General features: G+C 36.3%; 21 protein-coding genes and 1 pseudogene. 6 read left to right on the top strand and 16 right to left on the bottom strand.

Translation table 11 applies throughout. From position 1 onward, the window contains the following. Positions 1-11: 11 nt before the first annotated feature. Positions 12-962 (bottom strand): heme o synthase, encoded by a 951-nt coding sequence (cyoE, locus tag JNUCC51_RS19970; RefSeq protein WP_337989441.1) that lies wholly within the window; start codon positions 960-962, stop codon positions 12-14. A gap of 326 nt (positions 963-1288) precedes the next feature. On the opposite strand from cyoE, the gene proC reads away from it, so the two are divergent. Next, the gene (gene proC, locus JNUCC51_RS19965) at positions 1289-2089 is read left to right on the top strand and encodes a pyrroline-5-carboxylate reductase (protein ID WP_337989440.1); all 801 of its coding nucleotides are present in this window, start codon (positions 1289-1291) and stop codon (positions 2087-2089) included. Between the two features lie 63 nt (positions 2090-2152). Here proC and JNUCC51_RS19960 read toward each other — a convergent pair whose 3' ends face one another. The 5 genes from JNUCC51_RS19960 to JNUCC51_RS19940 form a co-directional block, all read right to left on the bottom strand. Next, positions 2153-2806, bottom strand: a complete 654-nt coding sequence (locus tag JNUCC51_RS19960; RefSeq protein WP_049663870.1) for an alpha/beta hydrolase — start codon at positions 2804-2806, stop codon at positions 2153-2155. 272 nt (positions 2807-3078) lie between these two features. Continuing rightward, a complete protein-coding gene (locus tag JNUCC51_RS19955; RefSeq protein ID WP_337989439.1) occupies positions 3079-3636 on the bottom strand; it encodes a hypothetical protein in 558 nt (185 codons plus the stop codon). Positions 3637-3807: 171 nt separating this feature from the next. Further along, positions 3808-5988 carry a bifunctional diguanylate cyclase/phosphodiesterase gene (locus JNUCC51_RS19950; RefSeq protein ID WP_337989438.1) on the bottom strand — a complete coding sequence of 727 codons (2181 nt, stop codon included), beginning with the start codon at positions 5986-5988 and terminating at the stop codon, positions 3808-3810. A 299-nt stretch (positions 5989-6287) separates the two neighbouring features. Continuing rightward, positions 6288-6989, bottom strand: a complete 702-nt coding sequence (locus JNUCC51_RS19945; protein ID WP_337989437.1) for a tetratricopeptide repeat protein — start codon at positions 6987-6989, stop codon at positions 6288-6290. 160 nt (positions 6990-7149) lie between these two features. Further along, positions 7150-7629 (bottom strand): thioredoxin family protein, encoded by a 480-nt coding sequence (locus tag JNUCC51_RS19940; RefSeq protein ID WP_337989436.1) that lies wholly within the window; start codon positions 7627-7629, stop codon positions 7150-7152. 184 nt (positions 7630-7813) lie between these two features. Between JNUCC51_RS19940 and JNUCC51_RS19935 the strand changes: the two genes are divergently transcribed. Further along, positions 7814-10135 (top strand): YhgE/Pip family protein, encoded by a 2322-nt coding sequence (locus JNUCC51_RS19935; RefSeq protein ID WP_337989435.1) that lies wholly within the window; start codon positions 7814-7816, stop codon positions 10133-10135. 80 nt (positions 10136-10215) lie between these two features. Continuing rightward, positions 10216-10725: a PCYCGC motif-containing (lipo)protein gene (locus JNUCC51_RS19930; protein WP_337989434.1), complete on the top strand. Its 510-nt coding sequence runs from the start codon at positions 10216-10218 to the stop codon at positions 10723-10725. A gap of 243 nt (positions 10726-10968) precedes the next feature. On the opposite strand, the gene JNUCC51_RS19925 is transcribed toward JNUCC51_RS19930, so the two are convergent. Beyond that, positions 10969-11505 carry a hydrolase gene (locus JNUCC51_RS19925; RefSeq protein ID WP_337989433.1) on the bottom strand — a complete coding sequence of 179 codons (537 nt, stop codon included), beginning with the start codon at positions 11503-11505 and terminating at the stop codon, positions 10969-10971. A gap of 634 nt (positions 11506-12139) precedes the next feature. On the opposite strand from JNUCC51_RS19925, the gene serC reads away from it, so the two are divergent. Continuing rightward, a complete protein-coding gene (gene serC, locus JNUCC51_RS19920; protein ID WP_337989432.1) occupies positions 12140-13228 on the top strand; it encodes a 3-phosphoserine/phosphohydroxythreonine transaminase in 1089 nt (362 codons plus the stop codon). Between the two features lie 312 nt (positions 13229-13540). Here the strand turns inward: serC and JNUCC51_RS19915 are convergent, their stop codons facing one another. The 3 genes from JNUCC51_RS19915 to JNUCC51_RS19905 are packed head-to-tail and all read right to left on the bottom strand — an operon-like array spanning position 13541 to position 15584. Then, positions 13541-13963 (bottom strand): Fur family transcriptional regulator, encoded by a 423-nt coding sequence (locus tag JNUCC51_RS19915; protein ID WP_134018361.1) that lies wholly within the window; start codon positions 13961-13963, stop codon positions 13541-13543. After that, a complete protein-coding gene (locus JNUCC51_RS19910) occupies positions 13960-14823 on the bottom strand; it encodes a metal ABC transporter permease (RefSeq protein WP_337989431.1) in 864 nt (287 codons plus the stop codon). Before JNUCC51_RS19910 ends, JNUCC51_RS19915 begins: the two co-directional genes overlap by 4 nt. Before the next feature lie 14 nt (positions 14824-14837). Further along, a complete protein-coding gene (locus JNUCC51_RS19905; protein WP_337989430.1) occupies positions 14838-15584 on the bottom strand; it encodes a metal ABC transporter ATP-binding protein in 747 nt (248 codons plus the stop codon). A gap of 231 nt (positions 15585-15815) precedes the next feature. On the opposite strand from JNUCC51_RS19905, the gene JNUCC51_RS19900 reads away from it, so the two are divergent. Beyond that, positions 15816-16052: an endonuclease IV gene (locus JNUCC51_RS19900; RefSeq protein ID WP_049663851.1), complete on the top strand. Its 237-nt coding sequence runs from the start codon at positions 15816-15818 to the stop codon at positions 16050-16052. Between the two features lie 161 nt (positions 16053-16213). On the opposite strand, the gene JNUCC51_RS19895 is transcribed toward JNUCC51_RS19900, so the two are convergent. The 3 genes and pseudogenes from JNUCC51_RS19895 to JNUCC51_RS19885 all read right to left on the bottom strand — a co-directional run. Next, a complete protein-coding gene (locus JNUCC51_RS19895) occupies positions 16214-17107 on the bottom strand; it encodes a deoxyribonuclease IV (protein WP_337989429.1) in 894 nt (297 codons plus the stop codon). A gap of 12 nt (positions 17108-17119) precedes the next feature. Next, positions 17120-18421 (bottom strand): DEAD/DEAH box helicase, encoded by a 1302-nt coding sequence (locus JNUCC51_RS19890; RefSeq protein ID WP_337989428.1) that lies wholly within the window; start codon positions 18419-18421, stop codon positions 17120-17122. A 548-nt stretch (positions 18422-18969) separates the two neighbouring features. Then, positions 18970-19164 (bottom strand): annotated as a pseudogene (locus JNUCC51_RS19885) (transposase); the annotation flags it as partial. Between the two features lie 473 nt (positions 19165-19637). Here JNUCC51_RS19885 and JNUCC51_RS19880 point away from each other — a divergent pair. Next, positions 19638-20693, top strand: a complete 1056-nt coding sequence (locus JNUCC51_RS19880) for a 2,3-butanediol dehydrogenase (protein WP_337989427.1) — start codon at positions 19638-19640, stop codon at positions 20691-20693. Positions 20694-20898: 205 nt separating this feature from the next. Here JNUCC51_RS19880 and kdpC read toward each other — a convergent pair whose 3' ends face one another. The 3 genes from kdpC to kdpA all read right to left on the bottom strand — a co-directional run bounded on the left by kdpC (position 20899) and on the right by kdpA (position 25670). Beyond that, the gene (gene kdpC, locus JNUCC51_RS19875) at positions 20899-21537 is read right to left on the bottom strand and encodes a potassium-transporting ATPase subunit KdpC (RefSeq protein ID WP_337989426.1); all 639 of its coding nucleotides are present in this window, start codon (positions 21535-21537) and stop codon (positions 20899-20901) included. A gap of 10 nt (positions 21538-21547) precedes the next feature. Beyond that, positions 21548-23611 (bottom strand): potassium-transporting ATPase subunit KdpB, encoded by a 2064-nt coding sequence (gene kdpB / locus JNUCC51_RS19870; protein ID WP_337989425.1) that lies wholly within the window; start codon positions 23609-23611, stop codon positions 21548-21550. Positions 23612-23966: 355 nt separating this feature from the next. Beyond that, positions 23967-25670 (bottom strand): potassium-transporting ATPase subunit KdpA, encoded by a 1704-nt coding sequence (gene kdpA / locus JNUCC51_RS19865; protein ID WP_337989424.1) that lies wholly within the window; start codon positions 25668-25670, stop codon positions 23967-23969. Between the last annotated feature and the right edge of the window lie 267 nt (positions 25671-25937).

Here is a 25937-nt window from a genome sequence, read left to right as displayed (position 1 = left end):
AGAAAAAAGATTTAATACAATTTAAAAATTACACCTACTAAAGAGTACACAATAACCGTTGTAAATAAAATTGTCATATGGATAAGTGAGAAAACAAACATTTTTGTCGCCCACTTTATTTGATCTTTATTACTGTGATAACCGTAAATACTCATAACAAGCCAAGCAATGCTTAGCAATAGTGCAACAAGCATAATGCCAACACTTAAAGTGCCAAATAAGAGGCTTGATAAGATTAATAAGATTAAATAAAAGTTCGTTTGATAATAAGTACGTCGCATCCCTTTTACAACTGGAAGCATTGGAACACTGGCTGCTTCGTAATCAGCATGCTTACGAATGGCAATGGCATAGAAATGGGGCATCTGCCAAATGACCATAACCAAAAATAGGCCAAGAATTGCAGGATGTGTAATATCAGTAGAAACAGCGGCCCAACCAATTAAAGCTGGAATCGCACCTCCAATACTCCCAATTTCCGTATTATAAATCGTACGTCGTTTTGTCCACATTGTATAGGGTACTACATATAAAAACACCCCTAAGAGACCAAATGCTGCAGCTAATGGTGATGCAAGTGCCAATACAGCTACTCCTATAATAAGCATGGCAAAAGCTAAAGTTAACGCTGATTTAGCGGACATTTCACCAGTTACGGTTGGTCGACTTTGCGTACGTGGCATTATAGCATCAATGTCGCGGTCATACACATTATTAAATGCTCCGGCAGCACCAATAACAAGTGCAGAACCAATTGTTGCGAAAATGATCTCAGGTATATTCTCTACAAAAGTCATTTTATTTTTGTACATACCTAGCGTTAAACCAGCCCACATAGGAATTAAATTGGATTTAATGATTCCTGTTTTTACTGTCTGCGCTAATATAGAAGAGCGTGAGGACTTCTCCAACGATTTCTTGGAAGAATGTGGTTTATGCTCCGTTTTTAGATTTTGTTCCATCATCTTAATTCCTTTTCTCTCTTAATTTCTAAACGCTTTACCATTAGAAAGCGACAAATTTCGCATTAGACATTTCAAATTATTATTCTACCTCTTTTAGATAGAGTCTGTCTCAATGTTCACATAAAGTACATGATTTTCTTACTCTTTATATTCTACATAATGAAAATAGAGATACACGTTCATTCACAACATCTTCTATGATACCACCGACTGACGTGAATTTGAACCTAATTGGCTTGATTCTTTGCATATTACTATTCAAGTAAAACAATCTACTCTATACTAAGGTGTATGTTTTAACTATATGAAGGAGTGTCTATCACGTGAAATACGGATTTATCGGCCTTGGAAATATGACAACGGCCATTATTAAAGGAATGTGTAAAAGCAGAGATTTTGATCCTACTTTTATTTATGGCTATAATCGTACCAAAGCCAAAACAACAAAATTAGCAACCTCTTACGGTATTCAAGCCGCAAGTTCTATTGAAGATATTATGTCAAATTGTGACGTCATTATCCTCGGTGTCAAACCCCAAATGTTACCAGATGTTTTACCAGAGGTGAAAAAGCATTTACAAGACAACCATGTCATTGTTTCCATTGCCGCAGGTAAAAATATTTCATATTTTCAAGGTTATCTATCTGAAGCTACCCCTATTGTTCGTGTAATGCCAAACATTAATGCGATTATTGGTGCCTCCACAAGCTGCTTTACAGCGAGTGAACCAGTCTCTGATATCCAGCTACAGCATGTCGTTTCACTGTTTGAAACAGTTGGCACAATAATCGAGGTACCTGAACATTTATTTTCCATATTTACAACGATTGGTGGTGCTTCACCAGCATTCACTTATATGTATATTGACGCTTTAGCACGTGCTGCTGTACGTGAAGGGATGCCAAAAAGCATGGCGCTTGATATTGCGGCAAATGCAGTACTCGGCAGTGCAAAAATGATTATACAATCACAAGAACATCCCTGGGCACTAGTAGATCAGGTATGCTCACCAGGAGGGACAACTATTCAAGGTGTATCCTCATTACAAAGTAATCATTTTGAAACAACGATTCATGATGCAGTAGCTGCAGTGACTAACAAAGATCGAAGCTTATCAAAATAGCGCTTGATTGATCTACTAAATAAAATGAAAGCCGAGACATCATTCCTGTCTCGGCTTTTCATTTTATTGAATATTATCTTGTAATTCCTGTGCTAAAAATGCAGTTAAATCACGTAAATTTTCCGGTGTAACACCGTGACCGTCTGGATACTGTTTAAATGTCACAGTAGCTCCAAATTGCTCAAATATTTCTTTACTTTCAACGCCCCATTGCGACGGGATGACATAATCATAATCACCATGAGAAATAAATGCATGTAAGTGATTGATTGGGCGAATTGCATATTCCTCTGTTACGAATTTCGGCGTGTAGCCACTTAATGCTACTATTCCTGTAATTAAATTACCCATTGCAAAAGCAAGTGACTGTGCCAAAACTGCTCCTTGACTAAATCCAAGCATGTACACTTTATGTGGATCAATTTGATATTCATCAATTGCCTCTAGTACAAATCGTTGTAAAGCAACTAACACTTTATCGAAAACTTCACGGTCTGGTTTACCGATATCTTGGATTGTGAAAAAAGCATATCCAGGCTTTTGCGTAATAGGTCCACGTAAACTAAAGATATGACATTGCTCTTTAAAGTCCTGCACTAATTGTGGTAAATCATCTTCATTGCTTCCCATTCCATGCAATAAAAAAATCGCTGGATATTTTCTATTTGGATCCATATTCGTTGGTTGTGTATGTTTAAATGTAAATGGTGTATTCATTAAAAAATTCCTTTCAGGTGAACTTAGTGTCACCTTATTATACTGCAAAAAATATCTAGACAAAAACAAGATTGCTTCGTTATCATAAATAGTTTTGGGGCATACGATAAGACCCTAGGAACACAATGTTTTTAGTTTTTATGTACGAAAGCATAATCATAGAACATATGCTTTTAGCCTTTGTTCTTCTATCGGCTCGCTCAAGGTACTGCGATCGACTTATATACATGGCGTAAAACAAATATTATCTCAGCTTTTGGGAATGAGCCAAACTATATTAATTTTGTCTTATTAATAAGCCCATCAGTATGATAAGCAATATAACCGTTAATTATGCGAATCGTTTCTTGCGGATCTGCGTTAAATAGTACTTTTGACTGCTCTGGTGTTGAAACAAGTACCGTTAATAAATCTACACGCATTGAATTTCCAGCAGAACTATATGCATAATCGTAAACAATATCTTCCTCAGTCACATTGTTTGTCTCATACTGCTTATGAAACAATTCTTTAGCGGCATCCATTTGTTCCGCGACCTGCTGACGAATTCGCATTTGATGCATCAATAGCTCTTCTTCTAGTGCAGTGGTCTTTAACCACTCCTTCTTTTCGAGCATCTTCAAAAATTCTTTTTCCCAAACTTGCTCATTTTCAGTAAAATACAGCATATTCATCATTAACATATCCCAAAAATCGATTTGGGATTGAGCTGATTTACGCTGTATCTCTAACGTCTCTTTAAAGTGCTCCTCAACCTTTGTAATATCCATATTGCGCACTAAATGATTACATACATTTTCAATAAATTTATTTGCCACTTCTTGTGCCATGAAAAAACCCGTCCTTTTTCTCTACAAATCAGTTTCTCACTATCATACCATGATTGTAGAATATAAAGAAACGGTTAACGTTTAGGTCTACAATCATGGTTTTCATAGATTTACATAGCTAACAAAAAACATCCTCGTCATAAGATTAAACAAGGATGTTTTATGAACACGTTATACTTCAGAAGTAGTAATTGATTCTAAAATAGACTTTGCATTATTGTGAAGCGTTTGGTAATTCTCTTGTAATATATGTGGAGGTACAGGTTTGCTGAATAAAAAGCCCTGTACAGTATCACATTTGCTTTCTATTAGATATGATAGCTGTTCTATCTCTTCTATCCCTTCTGCAACTACCTTTAACTTTAGATGCTTTGCCATAGAGAGAATCATGTCAACTAATGCCTTATCTGTAGAGTTCGATTGTATTTTCTGAACGAAAGACCGATCGATTTTTAAACAATCTATAGGAAAATCCTTCAAATAAGATAATGACGAATAGCCTGTTCCAAAATCATCTACAGCGATCGTAATCCCAAGCGCCTTTAATTTGTGTAAAACCGTCGTCATATGATCAATATTGATGGTCATACTTTCTGTTATCTCTAGCTGTAAATATTTTGGCTCTAATTGAGTTTTCTCAAGAACATCGTGAATTACTTCAACTAAATTTTGCTGAAAAAGTTGACCTAATGACAGATTGACTGCCACTTTAATTGTTGGCAATCCAACTGCTTCCCAACTCTTTACTTGTTTACAGGCTGTTTCTAGTACCCATTGTCCTATAGGTATAATTAATCCAGATTCCTCAGCAATTGGAATGAAGACTCCCGGCGAAATCCACCCCTTTTTTGGATGCTGCCATCTAACTAAAGCCTCTACCGACTTAATTTGACCCGTATGTAAATCTAGTTGTGGTTGATATTCTAAAAAAAGCTCTTGATTCTCTAATGCATCATGTAAATCAGTTTCTAATAAAAGTCGTTCAGTCATTTCATTAGATATTGAAGACTCATAGAACCTAATGCGTGTTGGCGTTTTCTGTGCTTCATGCATAGCATAAAATGCAAATCTAATAAGTTCCTCTTCCCTATAAGAATCAGTTGGAAATAAAGCAATACCAATATTTAATTGACTATTGAGAGAAAAATGTTGTACTTGAAATGATTCTTCCATGACAAGTTGGAGCTTTTGACTTAGCTGCGTCAATTGATGGGTATCACTCACCTCATCAATATAAACGACAAAATAATCTTCTCTTATTAAGCATAGTAAATATTTTTCTGGTAAAATATTTTTCAATCTTTGCGCGATTAGACTTATCATTTGGTCTGCATATGTACTACCTAAAGACGCTTTAATAGCAGCAATTCTTTCTATACCGATAGCAATAATTGCCTTTCGGGATTTAGATATGTATAAATCTTTTTTTAATGATTCCACTAAAAAACGTTCATTTGGTAAATTCGTAATCTCATTATGGTAAGCCATATGATGCATCTTTTCACGAGATTTTTCTAAATGCTCTTGTGTATCAACTAACTGCTGAAAAGGTTTTTCGATAGATGAAAAATAAATAGCTCTAAATAAAAGATAAGATGACCCTAACTCAAACATATGTCCTATAAAGTTTTTAATATCAGAAACATCTTGATACATGGTATAAAGAAAATCACTCATTATTAAATAAATCGAACTACATAATAATAAAAATATAATTTTAGGTGCTTTTTTAAAATTTTTAAGCAATAAAACCATAATCACCATTTGAAGAGCTACAGCTGTATATTGTAAAGTATTTTTTAAAACAGTAGGACCTTCACCTTCTATCATAAGAGATGGCAATATAGGCGTTGGGGCATAGATAACGACAAAACAGCCAGTGATTATTACAAACGGCAAGCTATAAATAAACCAACGATAAATCGATCTTATTTCCTTTTCCTTTATAAAAAAAATAATGAGAAAACCAATCGATAATAGTAATCGACAAAACATGTAAAACCAAGTTGATGCATACGGAGTACTTTCAGTAATGAAAAATGGCATTCCTTTATAGGAAAGTGCGTGAATCATTTCTAATAAGCTAATCGTTAAAAATAATGACCCAGCATAGAGGACTCTATTCGATAAAATATAAGGCGTAATTAACCATGTCTGAATCGAAATAGACATTGTCACTACAGTAATAAGCATTTCTATCATTAAATGAAGCGTTACATAATTGTTCTTTCCAAATATCCAATAAAATTTATCACTACCCAAACCAATTACGATTAATAACATCAGTGATAATAGGATAAATTGAATGCCCTGCTTCACAAATGAAAAATCTTCATTAAATTTCCACATCATAACACCCCTTCTTAATCTCTAAATAATCTCCTTCCATACATTGTTCCATTGACGCATTTAGTATAATTATACTATAAAATTATCACCAAGAACCAACTTTTCAACCAAACAAGAATAAAAAAATAGGACTAAATATTAAAATAAAGTAATACTTTAATCAGTAGGAGGGGTTCTTCATCCTACACAAATTATTAATCTTCACTAATCAGGCTTTTTCGAGATAAAAAGTATTACTACAAAAAACATGTGCTGAATGAAAATAAAAAAGATGCCTCAGCTTTTGAGACATCTTCTATCTACTATGAAAATACATAGCTATCCATATTATCTATTGTATTTTGGATAGCATCTTTTAATGAACGCTGATGTTCGCCACAATCAGCTATTGCCTCTTCTAATGTAATCGCAGCATTTGCCATAAACGGTGCCAATTGCAAATCCTTTGCTAATTGAATAAGAACGAGTGCTTTATTCCATTTCCAGCGGGCATTTTGGGGATCTAAGTTAATAGCTTGCTCTAAGTAGCCAAGTGCATCAAATGGCATCCACCCAAAGCGATGCATCGTTTGACCAGTGATGCCCCAATATAATGCCTTGTTAGGATTTTCTTTTACTGCTTGTCTAAAACAATGGACACTCTCATTGTAATGATGTGCATACAAAAAAAGTTCACCCTGTGTAAAAAATGAATGTGCCTTTTCATTTGGAGTACCTATTGCCGCTATATCCTCTAGTTCTTTAATTCGCTCTGAAAACTCTGTTTCATCTTTTATCGCACGAATCTCGACAACGGCATCCGATTCAGGATAGCTTTCATCTGCTCGTTCTCCATGTTGGGTTTCCACAGACAGCGTTGGTTTTGGATAGTTAGCAAAATCATACTCTTCTAGTAATTTTATATATTTATCGGCTAACGCTTTCTCATTTTCATTTGTTACTTGCTTAGCCTCCTCATAGCACTTCATTAGCTCGCCATTATAAAAATAATCATCCATCGTCATTCAATATTCCTCCAATGTACAACTTTTCAGTATATTTAGTATACACTACAAAAATCAATTATGGCTCGGCATAATTTCGTCGGAGGCTTTAGGCCAACAAAAAAAGACTGATCAAAAATAACTTTTGATACAGTCTTAACTTAACTTAACTTAACTTAACTTATTTTTTTAATACTTCTTTATTTAAAAACGTACGTAAATCTTCCTCTGATAAAGCACCTACAAAACGTTGAACCTCTTTACCACCTTCAAAGTGAATAAAAGTTGGTGTCGCTTCAATATTGTATTTACTCCATAAATCTTCGTATTCATAAACATTTATTTGGGCAACATCAACACCAAGCTTCTTAGCAATTGGCATTAACTTAGGTGTAAAAGCCTTACAGTGCACACATACTGGACTGAAGAAATAAGCATTTACATCTTCACCGGCCGCTATTTTTTTTTCAAGCTCGTCGGGTAACATAATGTTCTGATAATTTTTGTCATCTAATTGATCAATTGTTTCTTGTTTCAGTTCTTTGTCGCCATAAGGATTATTTGCACTTGATAATTTACTTTTGTTCGAGACATTCGTAAGCACAATAATTGCCACAAATAACAAAACAATAACTGAGCCAATAATTAGTAGTTTTTTCATGGGAATGTGTTCCTCCTTTTTTACACCAAAAAACCCTAGTTTTAGTGTATTCGCGATTGATTATAAATTGTTTTTAAAACCTAGTAAACTAATTAGTCTTTAAAATCAAGTTTTTCCATAATTCAAACATAATTTTGGCCCAATTTTGGGAACATACATATATAATGCTTAATACGAATGTGGAGTGATTAATATTAAACACACTATCCGAAATATTTTTCAAATTTATAAAAGTGATATCCATAATATCTTAACAAACTGGGTAGTTGCTGTCATTATTGGTGGGCTTATTTTTTTACCTTCTCTTTATGCGTGGCTCAATATTTATGCCTCTATGGATCCTTATGCGCATACAGCTAACATGAAAATTGCTATTGTCAATGAAGACACAGGAGCGAATGTTAGAGGAGAAGATATTAATGTCGGTAACGAAGTAGTAGACAATTTAAGTACCAATCAAAACTTTACTTGGGAATTTGCCTCTCATGAACAAGCCATTGATAATTTAAAAAACGGTAACTATTTTGCAGTTATTGTTGTCCCTAGTGATTTTTCTCAAAAACTGACCTCCATACTAACAAATGTTCCTACTAAAGCGCATATCGATTATTATGTAAATGAAAAAATAAATCCTATCGCACCCAAAATTACAAGTAAAGGTGCAAGCGGACTGACGCAACAAGTTTCTAGTGAGTTTATCTCAACTGTTAGCGGAACACTTTTTTCTATTTTTAATACTGTCGGTGTTGAGATGGAAAAGGAAATTCCAGATTTTAAGAAATTCGAAAATTACATTTTTACAATCGAACATAATCTCCCAGATATCGGAACGTTTTTAGCAAAAACCGCTAAAGGTGGCAAAGAAGCTGAGACATTATTGAACCACACGATTACCCAAGTTCCTGAAGTTGAAAAATTAACAAATGATGGTCTAACAACTATCAACTCAGGCTTAAAATTAATTAATGAAGCTGATACATTGTTCAACCAGTTGTCCCCTATCATAAAAAAAGATCTAGAAACTGTGCAAAATATTGCACAACGATTTACAGATATAATAGGGAAAATACAAAATGCTAATGTGGATTCAACTACCCTTGCACAAATAAAGGATACAATTAAAAATCAACTGGATGCATCCCGTGATAAAGTAAACTCTAGCATCCAAACACTTGAAGCACTTCAAAAATTAACACAAGCTGATGCTTCGACACGTAAACAGCTTGAAAACAAAGTGCAAAACATCCTGACTGCGCTGCAGCAAAGCAATTCTGAAGATGTTAAGTCGTTGCTAGCTAATAAAAAAATTATTGAACAACTTGAAGCTATACGTGGAGATTTAAAGGAAAATCCTAGTTTAACCGATTATTCCTTAAGCTCTCTAACAGCACTAAATCAACTAAATACTTTATTAACGGACGCATCAACTAAAGTACAGCAGTTAAATAATATTGATGTCGAGACGATAAAAAAAGATCTTGCAGATGTTCAAAATGTTGCGCAAAATGCTTCTAACAATCTTCATCAATTCCTTACTCATTATAACGATAACCTAGAGCCACAAATTCATACGACCTTGTCTTCTGCTAAAAATACGTTAACAAATGCATCAACCATGCTAACGAATGTAAAAAGTGTACTGCCTAAAGCAACCGATCGTTTAACAAATGCTAAAAGTATGTTAGCAACAGCTAATAAGACAATTGGTACAGTACAATCAGATTTCCCTGCTTTAAGTACAAAAATTAAGGCTCTTGCAGACAAGCTAAGAAAATTAGAAAGTGAAGCTGACATTTCAGAAATCGTTCAATTATTGAAAAACGACGTTAACGCTGAGCGAGACTTCTTTGAGGAGCCTATTAAGCTTGAGGAACATAGAATGTTTCCAATTGCTAATTACGGAACAGCTATGACACCGTTTTACACTGTGCTTTCCGTTTGGGTTGGTTGTTTATTATTAATTTCTCTTTTATCTGTAGATATTCACGACAATAATCAATATAGTATTCGCCAAATATACTTTGGACGTTTATTAACATTTGCAACTTTTTCATTTATTCAAACGCTCATTATTACAATAGGAGATATTGTTCTATTAGATGGATCAATTAGTGTTCCTTATTTCTTTATTCCATTTGGGCTATTTATCAGTTTAGTGTTCATTACCGTTGTCTATACGCTAGTATCCGTATTCGGAAATGTTGGAAAAGCTTTAGCCATTGTCATGTTAGTACTGCAAATTGCAGGTTCCGGTGGCACATATCCTGTAGAATTACTACCAAAGTTTTTCCAAATGATAAATCCATTTCTTCCTTTCACTTATGCAATTGGAATGATGCGAGAGGCAGTTGGTGGTATTATTTGGTCAAAGGTCTGGGTTGATCTTGCCTTTTTATCTTTCTTCTGGCTCATTTTCATTCTATTTGGTTTCTTCTTGAAAAAATTACTGAGTGAGAAAATGGAACTTTTAATGAACAAAACACGCGGATTGGATATATTTCATTAATTTTCACTTGCGCTTCCTGTAAATGTTTAAGTCGACGATGTTATAATGGAAGTATTGTAAACATATAGGAGGCGCTTTTGTTGAAAAAACTACTATCTATTTTCGCTTTGTCGTTATTAGTGTTAAGTGCTTGTGGTGAAGATAAACAGGCTGTTGAAAAAACTCAGAATGCCGCGCAAAAAGAAGCTTCACATGAAGAACATGGACATGCTTCTGGAGATATTCAGGAAAAAACTGCATCTGCTGATGTTTTACCTTCGTTTTTAGATAATAAATCAGAAGATATTCGTTTAGTATATCAAATTGCTGGACAGTCTACAGAAATTCTAGAGTGGATGCCATGCTATTGTGGATGTGGCGAATCAGTTGGCCATAAAAGCAATTTAAACTGCTTTATTGAGGAAAAGCGTGAAGATGGCACAATTGTCTGGGATGACCATGGTACTCGTTGCCTTACTTGCCTAGAAATTGCTGTACAGTCTGCAAAAATGCATAAAGATGGTAAGAGCCTGAAAGAAATTCGTCAAACGATTGATAACACATATAAAGAAGGATACGCAAAACCAACACCGACTGATATGCCTGCTTAATAACAAAAAACTCATCGATAATGAACTGCGCCCCAATTTTTAGACATCTAACAATTGGAGGTGCAGTTCAGATAAGATGAGTTTTTTCATGTCGTTGAAAAATATGATGTCAATGAAATTAAGCGTCATTTTAAATAAGTAGGGCTTTTCAGCAAAACGAAGAGTTCTTCATCCAGCCTCTACTCCAATCAACAAACACCTCAAAATTCACAAACATCAACTTAACCTTTTTGTAGTCTTTTGTTATTTAACGAGTTGTAGCACCGTTTTAAAATGTGGATGATCTGCACGTTGTAATAACTCGTATAAAATCATCTCCACACTTGTCGGTAATATTCCAAGCTCCTTCATTTTCTCAAGCCCTATCTCTTTATTGGCTTTTGTACGAGAGGACACCGCATCTGCAACAACTTCAACCTCAAAGCCTTGTTCTTTTAGCTGTCGAGCTGTTTGGTAGACACAAATATGTGTTTCGATACCTGTCACGATAAATTGAGAACGACCACTTGCCTTCAATGCATCTACAAATTCTTGCTCCTGGCAAGCACTAAATGCCATTTTAGCAATAGCTTGCCCTTGAAGATGCTGAGCGATATCTAATGCAGTCCCACCTAAACGACTAGGATTTTGTTCAAGCCATAAAATAGGTACCTCCAATGCTTGCATAGCTTGTACCAGCTTGGCCACATTTGCAATCATCTCTTCACTTTCATCAACAATTGTCGCTAACTTCCCTTGTACGTCAACGACAACTAAACATGCTTCTTCTATTGTAAACATTTAAAACACCCCTTCTATCCGTTTTCACCATTCATTATACCGAAAGTTACTTGTTTATGTGATAGGTTTTGTCCATCCAACTTAATCAGTACTAGAAGAGCAGTCAATGTTAGCTGCTTTTTTTGTGTTCATTTCTCTCTACCTAACTATCCCTTCCCTCTGTAATAATCTATACCTTATAGGAGCTTAGACTACAACCGTAGATAGCGTCTTTCTGGAGTGGAATGCGCAAGCGAGCATATATTAGAATGGAGAAATTCCACTTGAACAAACACGAACATTTTATAATTCCACTGATTAAGCAACATGTAAATCACGAAATATTAACTCATAAATGTACAACAATATTTCCATTTGTTCGTATTTAAACTCGAAAAGCTGTTATGAAAATTTCCTCAATTGTGTACATTTTGTTGCGAGCCTGTCATTATTCTTCTTGAATAGTGAGAATTTTATTTTTTCTCTTGAAAATTAAGTTATAATCCAGTAAAGTGCTTTTATCCCGCTTTAACGTTCAGTATATTTCTCAATCTATGATCGTAAAAGCTTGATAGATTCAACAACTAATTAGTAGGGACGTATAACCCCTATGACTAAAGTTAACCTTATAAAACCAAACAAGGAGTGTACCACTTTGACACATCGTGCATACAATTTTAACGCAGGCCCATCTGCCCTACCACTAGAAGTATTAGAAAAAGCCCAACAACAATTAGTAAACTTCCGTGACTCAGGTATGTCTATTATGGAAATGAGCCACCGCAGTGCCATTTTCGACGAAGTACATAATGAAGCAATTGCTTTATTGAAAAAGCTTTATGCTATCCCAGAAAACTATGAGGTTCTTTTCCTACAAGGTGGCGCTAGTCTACAATTTACAATGATACCGATGAACTTCCTACAGGCAGATCAAAAAGCAAGCTATGTATTGTCAGGTTCATGGTCAGAAAAAGCATTCAAAGAGGCTAAATTATTTGGTACGCCTGTAGAAGCTGCTAGTACAAAAGAAAATAAATACCGCAATATCCCAGCTTTAGCAGATATCCAATTCAATGAAGAGGATGCCTATTTGCATATCACTTCAAACAATACGATTTACGGTACTCAATGGAAAGAATTCCCTGAAACTGGAAATGTACCGTTAATTGCGGATATGTCTAGTGATATCCTTTCTAAACCAGTTGATGTAAGTAAATTTGGTCTAATTTATGCAGGTGCTCAAAAAAATCTTGGTCCATCTGGTGTAACAGTAGTCATTATTCGCAAAGATTTGCTAGAGAAAGCGAATAAAAATATTCCTACAATGCTAAAATATTCAACACACGCTGACAGCAACTCTTTATACAATACACCTCCAACTTTTGGTATCTATATGTTAGGTGAAGTTTTAAAATGGGTAGAATCAAAAGGTGGCGTTGCTGAAATTGCTAAGCATAATGAATTAAAAGCAAAAGTAATTTATGATGCTATTGACAATAGCAACGGATTCTATACAGGTCATGCAACACCTGAAAGCCGTTCTTTAATGAACATCACTTTCCGTGTTGCTGATGAAGAGCTTGAAAAACAATTCCTTACAGAAGCAAAGGCAGCAGGATTTGTTGGACTTAATGGACACCGTTCTGTAGGAGGCTGCCGTGCTTCTACTTATAACGCTGTACCGTTAGAGGCTTGTGAAGCACTACGTGACTTTATGGTAGAATTCCAACAAAAACATCAATAATAAAAATTAGACGAATGATATGTAATCATTCGTCTTTTTTATTATTTGCTAAAGAAAACAAATACCCATGAAGCAATACATACCTTCTATTCAGAATGAAAAAATCTTTTTAAATGCCTAGCGGACATATTACCCATCTCTTTTCATTCAAAAATCATAGATTATTAGAGTAATGCGCAATAATAGTCGGAGAAGACCTGTATACAATAAAATTAAAGCTACTCGATTACCACATAGTTACTATAAAAGGGGCAGCTCCAAGTTAATCTCCGTTGGAACTACCCCTTTCTTCAAATATTGTCATTTCAGATCTTACAAAGTTTCATGTTTACACTCTGGACATTTACCATAGATCTCAAATTTATGATTTTCAATTTCATAGTTCGGCAGCTTTTCTCCAAGCATTTCCATAGGGCAGAGATTTAGCTCCTTAACATTACCACAATCCATACAAATAAAATGATGGTGATGATGTTCAGACTCACAATGCATACGAAAATTTCGTTCCCCAGATAACTCAGTTTCCTCTAGTATTCCTAGCTTCACAAACGTTGCAAGGTTGCGATAAATCGTATCGAAACTCATACCCGGAAAATCTTTTTTCAAAACATCTAATAAATCTCGAGCAGTTAAATATTTATCTGTCGCCGCAAACATATCTAATATTAACTCCCGCTTATCTGTTTTTTTAAAGCCATTTTCTTTTAAAATTTCCCACGCTCTTGAAACATTCACTGCGCTACCTCCTCCCGATTTGCAGCTATTTTAAATACTATTTTCTTCACTAGTATTACAAGTAACAAAATTAAGATAGAAGTAACGACAATTGTACCACCGGGTGCTAAATTTAAATAAAAAGCACTGACTAAACCGATTAACACAGCCGTTTCGCCAAAAACAATTGCATAGATGATTGTTTGCTTAAAGCCCTTTGCAAGTCGCATTGCAGCAGCAACTGGTAACGTCATAAGTGATGATACAAGTAAAATACCAACGATGCGCATACTTGCAGCAATAACAAGCGCTGTAACGATCATAAATAAGAGATGAATCCAACGCGCAGGCAGACCGCTTGCTTTTGCATATTCCTCATCGAAAGATAAAACAAAAAGTTCTTTAAAAAATATAAACAAAAAGATAATGACAACAGCAGCAATTCCTATTACTACCCATAAATCCTGACGAGATACAGCTGACACCGAACCAAATAAATAGCTCATTAAATCCGTACTAAAGCCACTTGCAAGTGAGATAAATATAGCACTAATACCAATCCCACCTGACATAATAATTGGAATGGCAAGCTCTTCATAGTGCTTATATAAACGTCTAAGTCGCTCAATTAAAATCGAACCACTAACAGAGGCCAGTATGCCTAAGTAAATTGGATTTAGCATTGCCAAGGCTGTAACAGATTGACTGATATATAAGCTCCCCGCTATACCTGCCAGCGTTACATGTGACAAGGCATCAGCAATAAGCGAAAGCCTGCGAACGACAATAAAAACACCTAGTAGTGGTGCGATTATGCCAATTAAAAGCCCAGAGAAAAAGGCGTTTTGTAAAAATTCATAGTTAAAAATTGCTTCAATCATTTTGCCTTCTCCTTCTAGTGAATCTTTCTCACAGAATGGCCATACCAAGCATCAAGCGCATCATGAGAAATTGTATCAAATTCATTTTTGTAACCGTGGAAGTGTATTGTTTGATTTAAACATGCTACATGACTGATACGGTTCGACACTGTGTCAACATCGTGTGTAACAAGAATCATTGTAATTCCCTGTTCCCGATTCAATTTCGCCAGCATATCATAAAATGACTGCACATTCTCATGATCAATGCCGACAGTTGGTTCATCTAATATTAGTAGCTTTGGTTCACTAACTAATGCTCTTGCAATAAATACACGTTGCTGTTGCCCACCAGATAATTCACCGATATTACGATTCATAAATGCTTCCATTCCAACAGCTTTTAATGCTTCTAACACTTTTTCCTTCGCATCTCGTCCAGGTCTTTTAAATAATCCTAATTTTTTCGATAATCCACTTTTCACTACTTCTTGGACAGTTGCTGGAAACCCTGAATTGAAGGCATTAGATTTTTGTGACACATACCCTATCCATTCACGATGCTTAAAAGTTGAACTCGGTTCACCAAATAGCTTTATTTCTCCAGACATTGGTTTTAGTAACCCTAAAATAATTTTTAATAATGTAGATTTCCCTGAACCATTCGGACCAAGAAGTGCTAAAAAATCTCCCTCTTCTACACGGAAAGAGATATTTTTTAATACTTGAGTATAGTCATATTGAAATGACACGTTTTCAATGTCAATTAATGATTTTTTCATGTATAATCTCTTCTTTCTAATTCAAAATCATTACGATTTAACAAGTTGTAAGTATAAATGAAAGTACAGTATTTGTAAAGAAAATAAGATTGCTATTCTACTGGTTTCGATTGCAAGTTGTTATAGACATTGATTCTGACACATTAATGTGAAGCTTTTTCATAGGTGCCACGACGTTCACAAGAATGATTTTGTTTCAAAAAACTAAACAACTTTAAAGGAGGATTAGCTTTGAGTATTCAATTTTTACAGCAATTAACACATAGTAGTGATAAGGAAATTGTTGCGATTGCACGTGCTGAAGGATTTGAAATTACTAGTTCTGAAGTAAAAAAACTCCGGCCTTATTTGGAGCAATTCTCATTTTCATGGCTTTTTTTAGGTATTCCAAAAGATATTCTTGTAGAGGTTGAAGCTGTTTTAGGTAGAAAGCGTTCCAGACAATTGATTGCATTATTTACGAAATGATCATTTTCGCCTTGGTGTAATTGCGCTGTCGCTCAGAAAATATTTGCCGCTGCCGCTTTGCTTTCGCTACAAAAAACAAGTGTTGCTGTCGCTACAATTACTTTTGAATGAAGAAAAAAGTAGCCCGAAATCAGTCTTATGCTGATTTCGGGCTATTTATTCTATCCTCTTAGAGCATCGATTAACTCTGGTTTAAACTTTCCATTACGAAGCATTTCAATTTCATGTTTATAAGGAGCCGATTTTGATTTGGCATCACTATTTAATGCGACAAATGGTGTTTCTAGGATTTTAGGAATCTCCATTAATTGTGGATGATGTACAACATATTTTAATGCATCAAAGCCAATATGACCGAAGCCAATATTTTCGTGACGGTCTTTTCCTGCGCCACGAACGTTTTTTGAATCATTGATATGAAGGACTTTAATACGGTCAATACCTATCATTTTATCAAACTCATTTAAGACGCCATCAAAATCTTCTACAATATTATAACCAGCGTCATGAGTATGACATGTATCAAAGCATACTGAAAGACGTTCATTATGTGTTACACCATCTATAATTTTAGCAAGCTCTTCAAAGGAACGACCACATTCAGTTCCTTTCCCCGCCATTGTCTCTAATGCGATTTGTACAGGGAAATCCTGTGACAACACTTCGTTTAAACCTTCAATAATCTTGGCAATACCTGCGTCTGCTCCTGCACCTACATGGGCGCCTGGATGTAAAACAATTTGTGTTGCTTCCAACGCTGCTGTACGTTCGATTTCAGACTGTAAAAAATCTACACCTAGACGGAAAGTTTCAGGTTTTTCTGTGTTCGCAATATTTATAATGTATGGAGCATGGACAACAATATTTGTCATACCATGCTCTTTCATGTGTAGTAAACCATTCATAATATTAAGATCAGCAATTGCTTTACGACGAGTGTTTTGCGGTGCACCTGTATAAATCATAAAGGTATTTGCCCCATATGAAAGGGCCTCTTTACTTGATCCAAGCAGCATTTCTTTTCCGCTCATTGAAACATGTGATCCAAGTAGCATTTGAATGCCTCCTTATTTTTTACCGCGAGCTTTTAAACGACGTTCACGTTTTTTAATTTTTTCCATTTCCCATTTCATATTACGCTTGTAGCCTGGTTTTACTTTTTTCGGCTTACGCACTAATGACTTTGCTTTCGCATCGATTTCATTTTCATGCTTCACACGATTTTTACGTGCATGGCGCTCTTTTAGTTCAGACCATTCGCCATCTTTTACATCTTTTTGGACAAATGGAATGCCCATTTTTTCAACACGTACTACTGCATCCTCATCTGATGGCTCAAACAACGTAATAGCCGTTCCTTTATTCCCTGCACGCGCTGTACGTCCCACACGATGAATAAAGAACTCTAAGTCCTCTGGAATTTCGTAGTTAATGACATGTGAAATTCCTTGAATATCGATACCACGTGCTGCAAGGTCTGTTGCAACGATATATTGATAGTCCAATTCTCGAATTTGCTTCATCATCTTCTTACGATCACGTGGACTTAAGTCACCATGGATTTGACCACAGCGAATCCCATTTTCATTTAAGTAGCCAGCAACGTGCTCTGCTGTTTTACGTGTGTTAGTGAAAATTACAGCTAAAAATGGATTGATCCCTTCAATAACTTCCAACAAACGTTTGTTACGAGATTTAGAACGCACTGGGACAAGCACAAAGTCAATTCCTTCTGCGACCGGGCGTTTATCGTTCATATGGATATGAACAGGTGCTTCCATATATTTTTTTAAGAAAGGCTGAAGCTTTTCTGGAATTGTTGCTGAGAATACAAACATTTCAAGGTTTTCTGGCATTTGGGAAGCAAAACCATCGATTTCCTCTATAAAGCCCATATCGAAGGCTAAATCTGCCTCATCGACAACTAAAATTGGCGCCGTATGCACAAATAACGCTTGTTCTGAAACGAGATCACGAATACGTCCTGGCGTTCCGACAACAATTTGTGGTTGCGTTTTTAACTTATCAATGGAGCGTTGTTTGTCCGTACCTCCAATAAATAGTTTCGCTTGAATAGTTGTTCCTTCTATTAATTGATTTAATGCATCAAAAATTTGTTGTGCAAGCTCACGTGTAGGTGATGTAATAACAGCTTGTACTTCCTGCTTATCAGCATTAATTCGTTGCACAATCGGAATTAAAAAACTATGTGTTTTTCCCGTCCCTGTATGCGCTTGTCCGATTGCACTCTTTCCTTTTAATAATAGCGGAATGATTTCCTTTTGAATCGGCGTTGGTTCTGTAAAGCCAAGTTTTGCAATTGCGTCCTGCAAAAATGGCTGAAAATTATAATCAGTATATTTTGACATAATTCGTTCCTCCTAACATCTTTCCCATTGTATCATGATTCAACTTTTAGGTATATTAACGTCCCATTATCTAAAGCATGAACATAATTTTATATTTTTATCATGGCTGTAGCGAAGCCCTTATCAAAGTTACTCGAAATACTGTGAATATGCAATAAAAAAAAGCATTCAGACCTTTAGACAAACGCTACTCTTAATTGAATAAAGCTGTTTAGTAATGTAATCGTAGACCTCGACATTCCCATTTTGTGAGGAACGTCGAAATTGACTCGTTTTCTTCTAGGATGAGTTTCCAATATAATTTAGTCGATATTTACTAAGTATGTAAAAACTAATACTATTTTGATTCAGTTTGCTACTTATTATAATGATGAACTCATGGAGAGTGGCGACTCCTTCGGGATGAGCTTGCGCAAAAAACACTACTCGGAGTGAAATGAGGGCACTGAAAAACTTACGTTTTCATAAAAACGAACCTTTTTCAGATAAAAATAAGGCACTTCTTGTTCGATTTTGAACAGGAAGTGCTTTATTTCTGTCTCTATTCCTTATTCATTTTCGTTTAGTAGCTTTAATCTCCGTTTCAAATTGACAGCGAATCTCGTTGTAGCACCTTGAATTTCCATGCCAAATAGACCCGCAGTCGTTGCCGTATCGTACCCGTGTCCATTTTTTAATTCACTATGCTTCGCTTCTACTTTGTAGCGATTTGTAGCTAATTGCTTAAATGCTTCCGTATTTTGAAGTAGCACAACAATATCGTAGATCGCCATATATGGACTTAAATTAGGGGTTTCTTGATTTGAAATCATCGGGGGCACCACCTGCACATTGCATATTAATTCCTTTTATTATAAAGGAAAGCTTGACTAAAATAATAGTGTGATACATTGCGTTGTTTGGAGAAGCATCACTCGCCCGCGGAAAGCGAGCGGAATGCTTCGGAAAACAACAGTAGAGTCACAGTGCCAAATGAAAAATCGAGGTATTCAACGATTTAATCGTTGAATACCTCGCAATGTGAGAAAATATAGACTTTTTCAGTGCCCTCGAGTGAAATCAACCTTTGTTTTTTCGATACACACTTTATTTATATTTTGTCGAAAAGAAGAACAAGAATTAGTATATTTTATGGCAATTTATTGTTAACTAATGCCTTGTAAAATTTCCATATGTTACGATTAAAATGTAAGATACTAGAGGAGGTTGACTTATCATGAAAGCAGCAAGATGGTATAAAGCAAAAGACATCCGTGTAGAAAACATTGAAGAACCCGTAATTTCACCTGGAAAAGTAAAAATTAAAGTACATTGGACAGGGATTTGTGGTAGTGATTTACATGAATACGCAGCTGGCCCAATATTCATTCCAGTGGAACAACCTCACTATGTAAGTAAAGATATTGCACCAATTGTTATGGGACATGAGTTTTCTGGTGAAGTAGTAGAAATTGGCGACGGTGTTACAAAGGTACAAGTTGGAGATCCTGTAGTTGTAGAACCTATACTTGCATGTGGAGAATGTGCCGCTTGTAAAAAAGGGAAATACAATATTTGTAAGCACTTAGGCTTCCACGGTCTTTCTGGCGGTGGCGGAGGTTTCTCTGAATATACAATGGTAGATGAAAAAATGGTACACAAAATGCCAGAGGGTCTTTCCTTCGAACAAGGTGCACTTGTTGAACCAGCGGCAGTAGCATTACATTCAGTTCGTCAAAGTAAACTAAAAGCTGGCGATACAGCGGCTGTCTTTGGAACTGGGCCAATCGGTCTTCTTGTTATCGAGGCATTGCGTGCAGCTGGAGCAGCCGAAATTTACGCGGTAGAGCTTTCGGCAGAACGTGCAGCTAAAGCATTAGAGCTAGGCGCTACAGCAGTTATTAATCCTAAAGATGAGGATGCAGTAGCTCGTCTACATGAATTAACAAATGGTGGCGTAGATGTTGCATTTGAAGTAACTGGGGTTCCTGTAGTATTACAACAAGCTATTGATTCAACAACATTTGAAGGTGAAACAATTATCGTTTCTATTTGGGAAACTGAAGCTTCAATTCTGCCAAACAATATCGTACTGACAGAGCGTTCTGTGAAAGGGATTATTGCTTATCGCGATATTTTCCCAGCGGTTATGGAATTAATGAAACAAGGCTACTTCCCTGCCGAAAAACTTGTAACGAAACGAATTGCACTTGATGAAGTCGTAACAGAAGGCTTCGAGGTACTAATGAAAGAGCGAAACCATATTAAAATCCTTGTAAATTCACAAGCATAATTTATTTATATAAAGACAGGTAGAGAAAATAGCTTCTCTACCTGTTTTTCAATTTGTTGTTCCGCCTCTATTTCTCATCATCATAACGTAGGGTTGATTTCCGTTCCGACTGAGCACTTTCCCGGGTGCGTCCAGCCTCCACTCCAATCAACTTATATACAAGATAAATCTATAATAAATCTCACCCCACCTTTTAGAGACTAAACTATTTCTCCTCCATTTTTTTCATTATATCCAGATTGGCCATTAGTAAGTTCACTTTATTTTCTCCAAAAATCCCTAATGAACGCTTTTCGGTATTTGTTTCTATTATTTTTTCAATCTCATCCTTCGAAAGCCCACTTGCTTGGGCAATTCGTTCGATTTGTATTTCTGCAGCCTTCACACTAATATGTGGATCCAAACCTGAGCCTGAAGCGGTCATTAAATCAGCAGGTATGTCTTGTCGTTTTACCGATGGGTTTGCTAGTAGAAACTTCTCGATATCTGCTTCTATCCGTTTCTTCAATTCTGGATTGGATGGTGCATAGTTAAAAGTTCCAGAGCTAACACCACTATAGTTCACCTGACCATTTTCGTCTGGTATCGTATCCTCTTTTGTATAGACATTATAGTTAACAGAGGAGACTCGACCCCAGAAATATTGTGGTGCAGTAAAAGTTTGACCGATTAATTCTGAACCAACAGTTTCACCATCCGTTTCTATTAAACTACCATTTGCTTTATGATGAAATAACCCTTGAGCTAATGCAGTCACTGCAAATGGGTATATAAAACCACATAAAACGAACATTGTCATTGTAATGAGTAATGCTTGCTTTGAATTCTCAAAAAGTTTTCGCATGTCCTTCCTCCTATAACCCAAACGTATGGAATAGTGGTCCAACTAGTAAATCAATCAACTTAATGCCAATAAACGGAGCGATAATCCCACCTACTCCATAAACAAGTAAATTTTTATTTAATAATTTTGTAGCACTCATCGGCTTATACTTTACACCCTTCATTGCAATAGGTATTAATAGTGGTATAATCACTGCGTTAAAAATTAAAGCAGAAATAATCGCACTTGATGGAGAATTGAGATTCATAATGTTTAATGTACTCATCTCTGGTACAGCAACCATTAACATCGCTGGAATAATGGCAAAATACTTTGCGATATCATTTGCAATACTGAAAGTCGTTAACGCACCTCGCGTCATCAGCAACTGCTTTCCTATCTCTACAACTTCAATAATTTTAGTAGGATTTGAATCTAAATCGACCATGTTCGCAGCTTCCTTTGCTGCATTCGTTCCCGAATTCATGGCAAGACCTACGTTAGCTTGTGCTAATGCAGGAGCGTCATTTGTTCCGTCCCCTGTCATAGCTACTACTTTTCCTAGTGCCTGCTCATCTTTAATAACTTGAATTTTGTCTTCTGGCTTACTTTCTGCTATAAAGCTGTCCACCCCCGCTTCCTTTGCGATGGCCGCTGCAGTTAATGGATTATCGCCTGTACACATGATTGTTTTAATACCCATCGCTCGAAGCTGTTCAAAGCGATCCTTGAGTCCGGCCTTTACGACATCCTTTAAGTAAATGACACCTAAAATTTTATTGTTTATCGCTACTACTAGCGGTGTCCCGCCAACAGAAGATACTTGTTGAATCAGCTGTTCCAAATTTGTAGGAATGCTATGACCAGCGTTTATGCTCTCTTTTTTTATCGTATCATAGGCTCCTTTTCGAATTTTTGTTCCATCCTTCATATCCAAACCACTCATACGAGTCTGTGCGGTAAAGGGAATATGTTCACTTGACTTGATAATGTTTTCTTCATCGTCAGTTTTCACTCCTAATTCACAAGCAAGTGACAAAATAGACTTTCCTTCAGGTGTATCATCTGTTAAGGAACTAAGCCATGCAGCTTGCATTAAATCTTTACTTTCCACCCCTTTTACTGGGAGAAATTCAGCTGCCATGCGATTTCCATAAGTAATAGTTCCAGTTTTATCTAAAATTAATGTATCTACATCTCCACACGCCTCTACTGCTCTTCCAGACATCGCAATAACATTAAACTGAGTAACTCTATCCATTCCTGCAATACCAATTGCCGACAATAATCCACCAATTGTTGTGGGAATTAAACAAACTGTAAGTGCAATTAACGTTGCGATAGAAATTGGTACATTTAAATAAGTTGTCATTGGATAGAGCGTTACAACAACTAATAAGAAAATAATCGTTAAACTTACTAAAAGTGTATTGAGCGCTATCTCATTTGGTGTTTTTTTACGACTGGCTCCTTCGATGAGCGAGATCATTTTATCTAAAAATGATTCACCAGGCATCGAGGTAATTTCGATCATTAACCAATCACTCGTAACCGTTGTACCACCTGTCACTGATGAAAAATCTCCACCTCGCTCCTTTACAACAGGCGCAGATTCACCTGTTATCGCCGATTCATCTACCGTAGCGATTCCTTCAATGACTTCACCATCATTTGGAATAACCTCTCCTGCCTGAACTAAAACAATATCACCCTTTTTTAATTCATGTGCCTGTTTAAGTATTTCAGAGCCATCACTCAGTAAGACACGAGCCTGTGTAACTGTTTTAGTATTTTTTAACGTTTGAACCTGTGCCTTTCCTCGCCCTTCAGCAATCGACTCAGCAAAGTTAGCAAAAAGAATGGTTACAAAAAGAATGACAGCGACAATTGCATTATACAATCGATCATGTTCTCCTACTCCGCTACCAAACATATTCGGAAAGAGGGTTAATAGTAGGACAAACATAAACCCTACTTCTACTACAAACATAACGGGATTTTTCAACATATATATTGGACTAAATTTCTTTAAAGCATCTATGATTGAGCTTTTTAGCATATTGCCCGTAATCAAACCTTTTCTTACTGTTTCCATAGGTGTCTCTCCTTAATTAAAAATCATTTTCGCCTTGGCGTAATTGTAGCTGTCGCGCAGAAAACATTTGTATGCGCAGATAATCAATGCGTCCGGATTTTGAATTGTGTCCAGGCCTGCACGAGGGACGACACAATGTCGGTCATTTCGGTAATGCCACAGGACGTGGCGTTTTTACCGATGCAGGTCAGTTAGCCGTTTTCGCAGGATGCAAAGGTTTTAGGCTAACATCCTTTATTCATTCCTTTCAAAATCCGTGACATCCACCGGAGGCTCTTCAATCAGTAGGGATTTGGGTTCCCACTGAAAAGGAACCACATCCGCATTCATCTCACCACATTCAGAGGTGGGAATCTTAAGCTGAATGAAGATAAAGTTGTAAGTGCTCTGTAATTGGCCCAAGTGCTAATGCCGGTAAAAATGTTAGAGCACCAATCATTAAAACGATAGCAACAAGTAAAAATGTAAAAATAGTATTATCTGTTTTTAATGTTCCCACCGAATCACTGTGAAACATTTTTTTCGCTAGTAGAGACGCAATAGCTAGTTGAATAATAATCGTTAAATAACGTCCAAAGAACATTGCAAGCCCTGTTGTGACATTCCAAAATGTTGAGTTGTCAGCTAATCCTTCAAAACCTGAGCCATTATTTGCTGAGGCAGATGCAAATTCATATAGAACTTGAGATAAACCATGTGCCCCTGGATTCGTTATGGCTGCAACTCCTGACGGTGTTAGTACTGCAAGCGCTGAAAATAGCAAAATAATAGCAGGATGAATTAGAATGCAGAGTGCAATTAACTTCATTTCCTTCTCCTCAATTTTCTTACCTAAAAACTGTGGTGTTCGACCAATCATCAAACAGGCGATAAAAATTGTTAATAACACATACATCATCATGTTCATCAGGCCGACTCCCTTGCCTCCAAACACAACATTTAACATCATATTAAACATCGGTACAAGACCACCAAGCGGCGTTAATGTATCATGCATATTATTGACAGACCCAGTTGTAAAGGCAGTTGTCACTGTTGTAAATAACGCTGATTGCGCCACCCCAAAGCGCATCTCTTTTCCTTCCATACTTCCTAGCTCCTGTGTAATTCCGAGCTCACTAATGATCGGATTACCCGCTCTCTCCGCTACATATACAGTCACCAATCCAACTAGAAACAGCGCACTCATTGCTACAAAAATGGCTAGCCCTTGCTTTCCAAATATAGTTTTCTTTTTTCTATATACAACCATTAAACTAAATGCAACTACACAAGCACCTGGTAATAACATCATAGATAGCATTTCCACAATATTAGAAATGACCGTTGGATTTTCAAAAGGTGTTGTTGAATTTGCCCCATTAAAGCCACCACCATTTGTTCCTATATGCTTGATAGATTCAAGAGAAGCTACAGGCCCAAGTGCAATATCTTGTAGTTTACCTTCTATTGTTTGTACAGTTTTATTCGCACTCAAGGTTTGTGGTGAACCTTGAGAAACTAAAATAATGGCAACAACAATAGATATAGGCATTAACACACGTGTGATAACACGAACAAAATCCACAAAGAAATTACCAATAGTATCGGTTTTAGCAACAAGACGACGGCAGAACGCCATACAAGCGGCATAACCAGTAGCTGCAGATGTAAACATCATAAAGATAATGATTAGCATTTGTGATAAATAACTAAGTCCTGATTCGCCACTATAATGCTGAAGATTTGTATTCGTCATAAATGAAATTATGGTATTAAACGAAAGTGTTGCTTCCATATTGTCAATATCATTTGGGTTTAAAAACAACATAGCTTGAATTCGTAAAAGAACGTATCCAATAAACACCATAAAGGCGTTCGACAAAATTAACGAAAGCACATACTGCTTACCCGTCATATCTACTTGCTTAATGCCACATAACCTATAAATTATGGCATCAAATCTATCCATTATTGGATCAAGCCATGTTTTTTGTTGCATTGTCACCCGAAATAGATAGTGACCAGTTAAAATAACGATTGGTAATGAAATAATTAATACGATGGCGATTTGCCACATACCGCAATACCTCCTACAAGCCTATTAATAGTTTTCAGGATAAAGTAATGCATGCCCTAGATAGCCGAAAAGGAACACAAGTACAATCCCCATAATGATCCACATTTTTTATTCCCCCTTACTTTTCTTCGACAAGCTTGAAACACCAAGCTGTCAACGCATACAGACATGCAAAGCTTATGATAAGTAAGCCAATCATATAAAAGTCCATCAACCGAAACACCCCTTCTCTAATTTGGATGCTCTCATCATACTGACTTTCAAATT

The sequence above is a fragment of the Lysinibacillus sp. JNUCC 51 genome (genome assembly GCF_015999525.1).
Taxonomy (GTDB): Bacteria; Bacillota; Bacilli; order Bacillales_A; family Planococcaceae; genus Lysinibacillus; species Lysinibacillus xylanilyticus.
The sequence above is the reverse complement of the archived record's forward strand: the minus strand, read 5'-3'. Positions and strand labels throughout refer to the sequence as shown.

What these genes read in the sequence shown, in the direction of transcription:
- cyoE (WP_337989441.1), bottom strand. Translation starts at nt 962, where the DNA reads ATGGAACAAAATCTAAAAACGGAGCATAAACCACATTCTTCCAAGAAA.
- JNUCC51_RS19960 (WP_049663870.1), bottom strand. Translation starts at nt 2,806, where the DNA reads ATGAATACACCATTTACATTTAAACATACACAACCAACGAATATGGAT.
- JNUCC51_RS19955 (WP_337989439.1), bottom strand. Translation starts at nt 3,636, where the DNA reads ATGGCACAAGAAGTGGCAAATAAATTTATTGAAAATGTATGTAATCAT.
- JNUCC51_RS19950 (WP_337989438.1), bottom strand. Translation starts at nt 5,988, where the DNA reads ATGATGTGGAAATTTAATGAAGATTTTTCATTTGTGAAGCAGGGCATT.
- JNUCC51_RS19945 (WP_337989437.1), bottom strand. Translation starts at nt 6,989, where the DNA reads ATGACGATGGATGATTATTTTTATAATGGCGAGCTAATGAAGTGCTAT.
- JNUCC51_RS19940 (WP_337989436.1), bottom strand. Translation starts at nt 7,629, where the DNA reads ATGAAAAAACTACTAATTATTGGCTCAGTTATTGTTTTGTTATTTGTG.
- JNUCC51_RS19925 (WP_337989433.1), bottom strand. Translation starts at nt 11,505, where the DNA reads ATGTTTACAATAGAAGAAGCATGTTTAGTTGTCGTTGACGTACAAGGG.
- JNUCC51_RS19910 (WP_337989431.1), bottom strand. Translation starts at nt 14,823, where the DNA reads ATGATTGAAGCAATTTTTAACTATGAATTTTTACAAAACGCCTTTTTC.
- JNUCC51_RS19905 (WP_337989430.1), bottom strand. Translation starts at nt 15,584, where the DNA reads ATGAAAAAATCATTAATTGACATTGAAAACGTGTCATTTCAATATGAC.
- JNUCC51_RS19895 (WP_337989429.1), bottom strand. Translation starts at nt 17,107, where the DNA reads ATGCTACTTGGATCACATGTTTCAATGAGCGGAAAAGAAATGCTGCTT.
- JNUCC51_RS19890 (WP_337989428.1), bottom strand. Translation starts at nt 18,421, where the DNA reads ATGTCAAAATATACTGATTATAATTTTCAGCCATTTTTGCAGGACGCA.
- JNUCC51_RS19880 (WP_337989427.1), top strand. Translation starts at nt 19,638, where the DNA reads ATGAAAGCAGCAAGATGGTATAAAGCAAAAGACATCCGTGTAGAAAAC.
- kdpC (WP_337989426.1), bottom strand. Translation starts at nt 21,537, where the DNA reads ATGCGAAAACTTTTTGAGAATTCAAAGCAAGCATTACTCATTACAATG.
- kdpB (WP_337989425.1), bottom strand. Translation starts at nt 23,611, where the DNA reads ATGGAAACAGTAAGAAAAGGTTTGATTACGGGCAATATGCTAAAAAGC.
- kdpA (WP_337989424.1), bottom strand. Translation starts at nt 25,670, where the DNA reads ATGTGGCAAATCGCCATCGTATTAATTATTTCATTACCAATCGTTATT.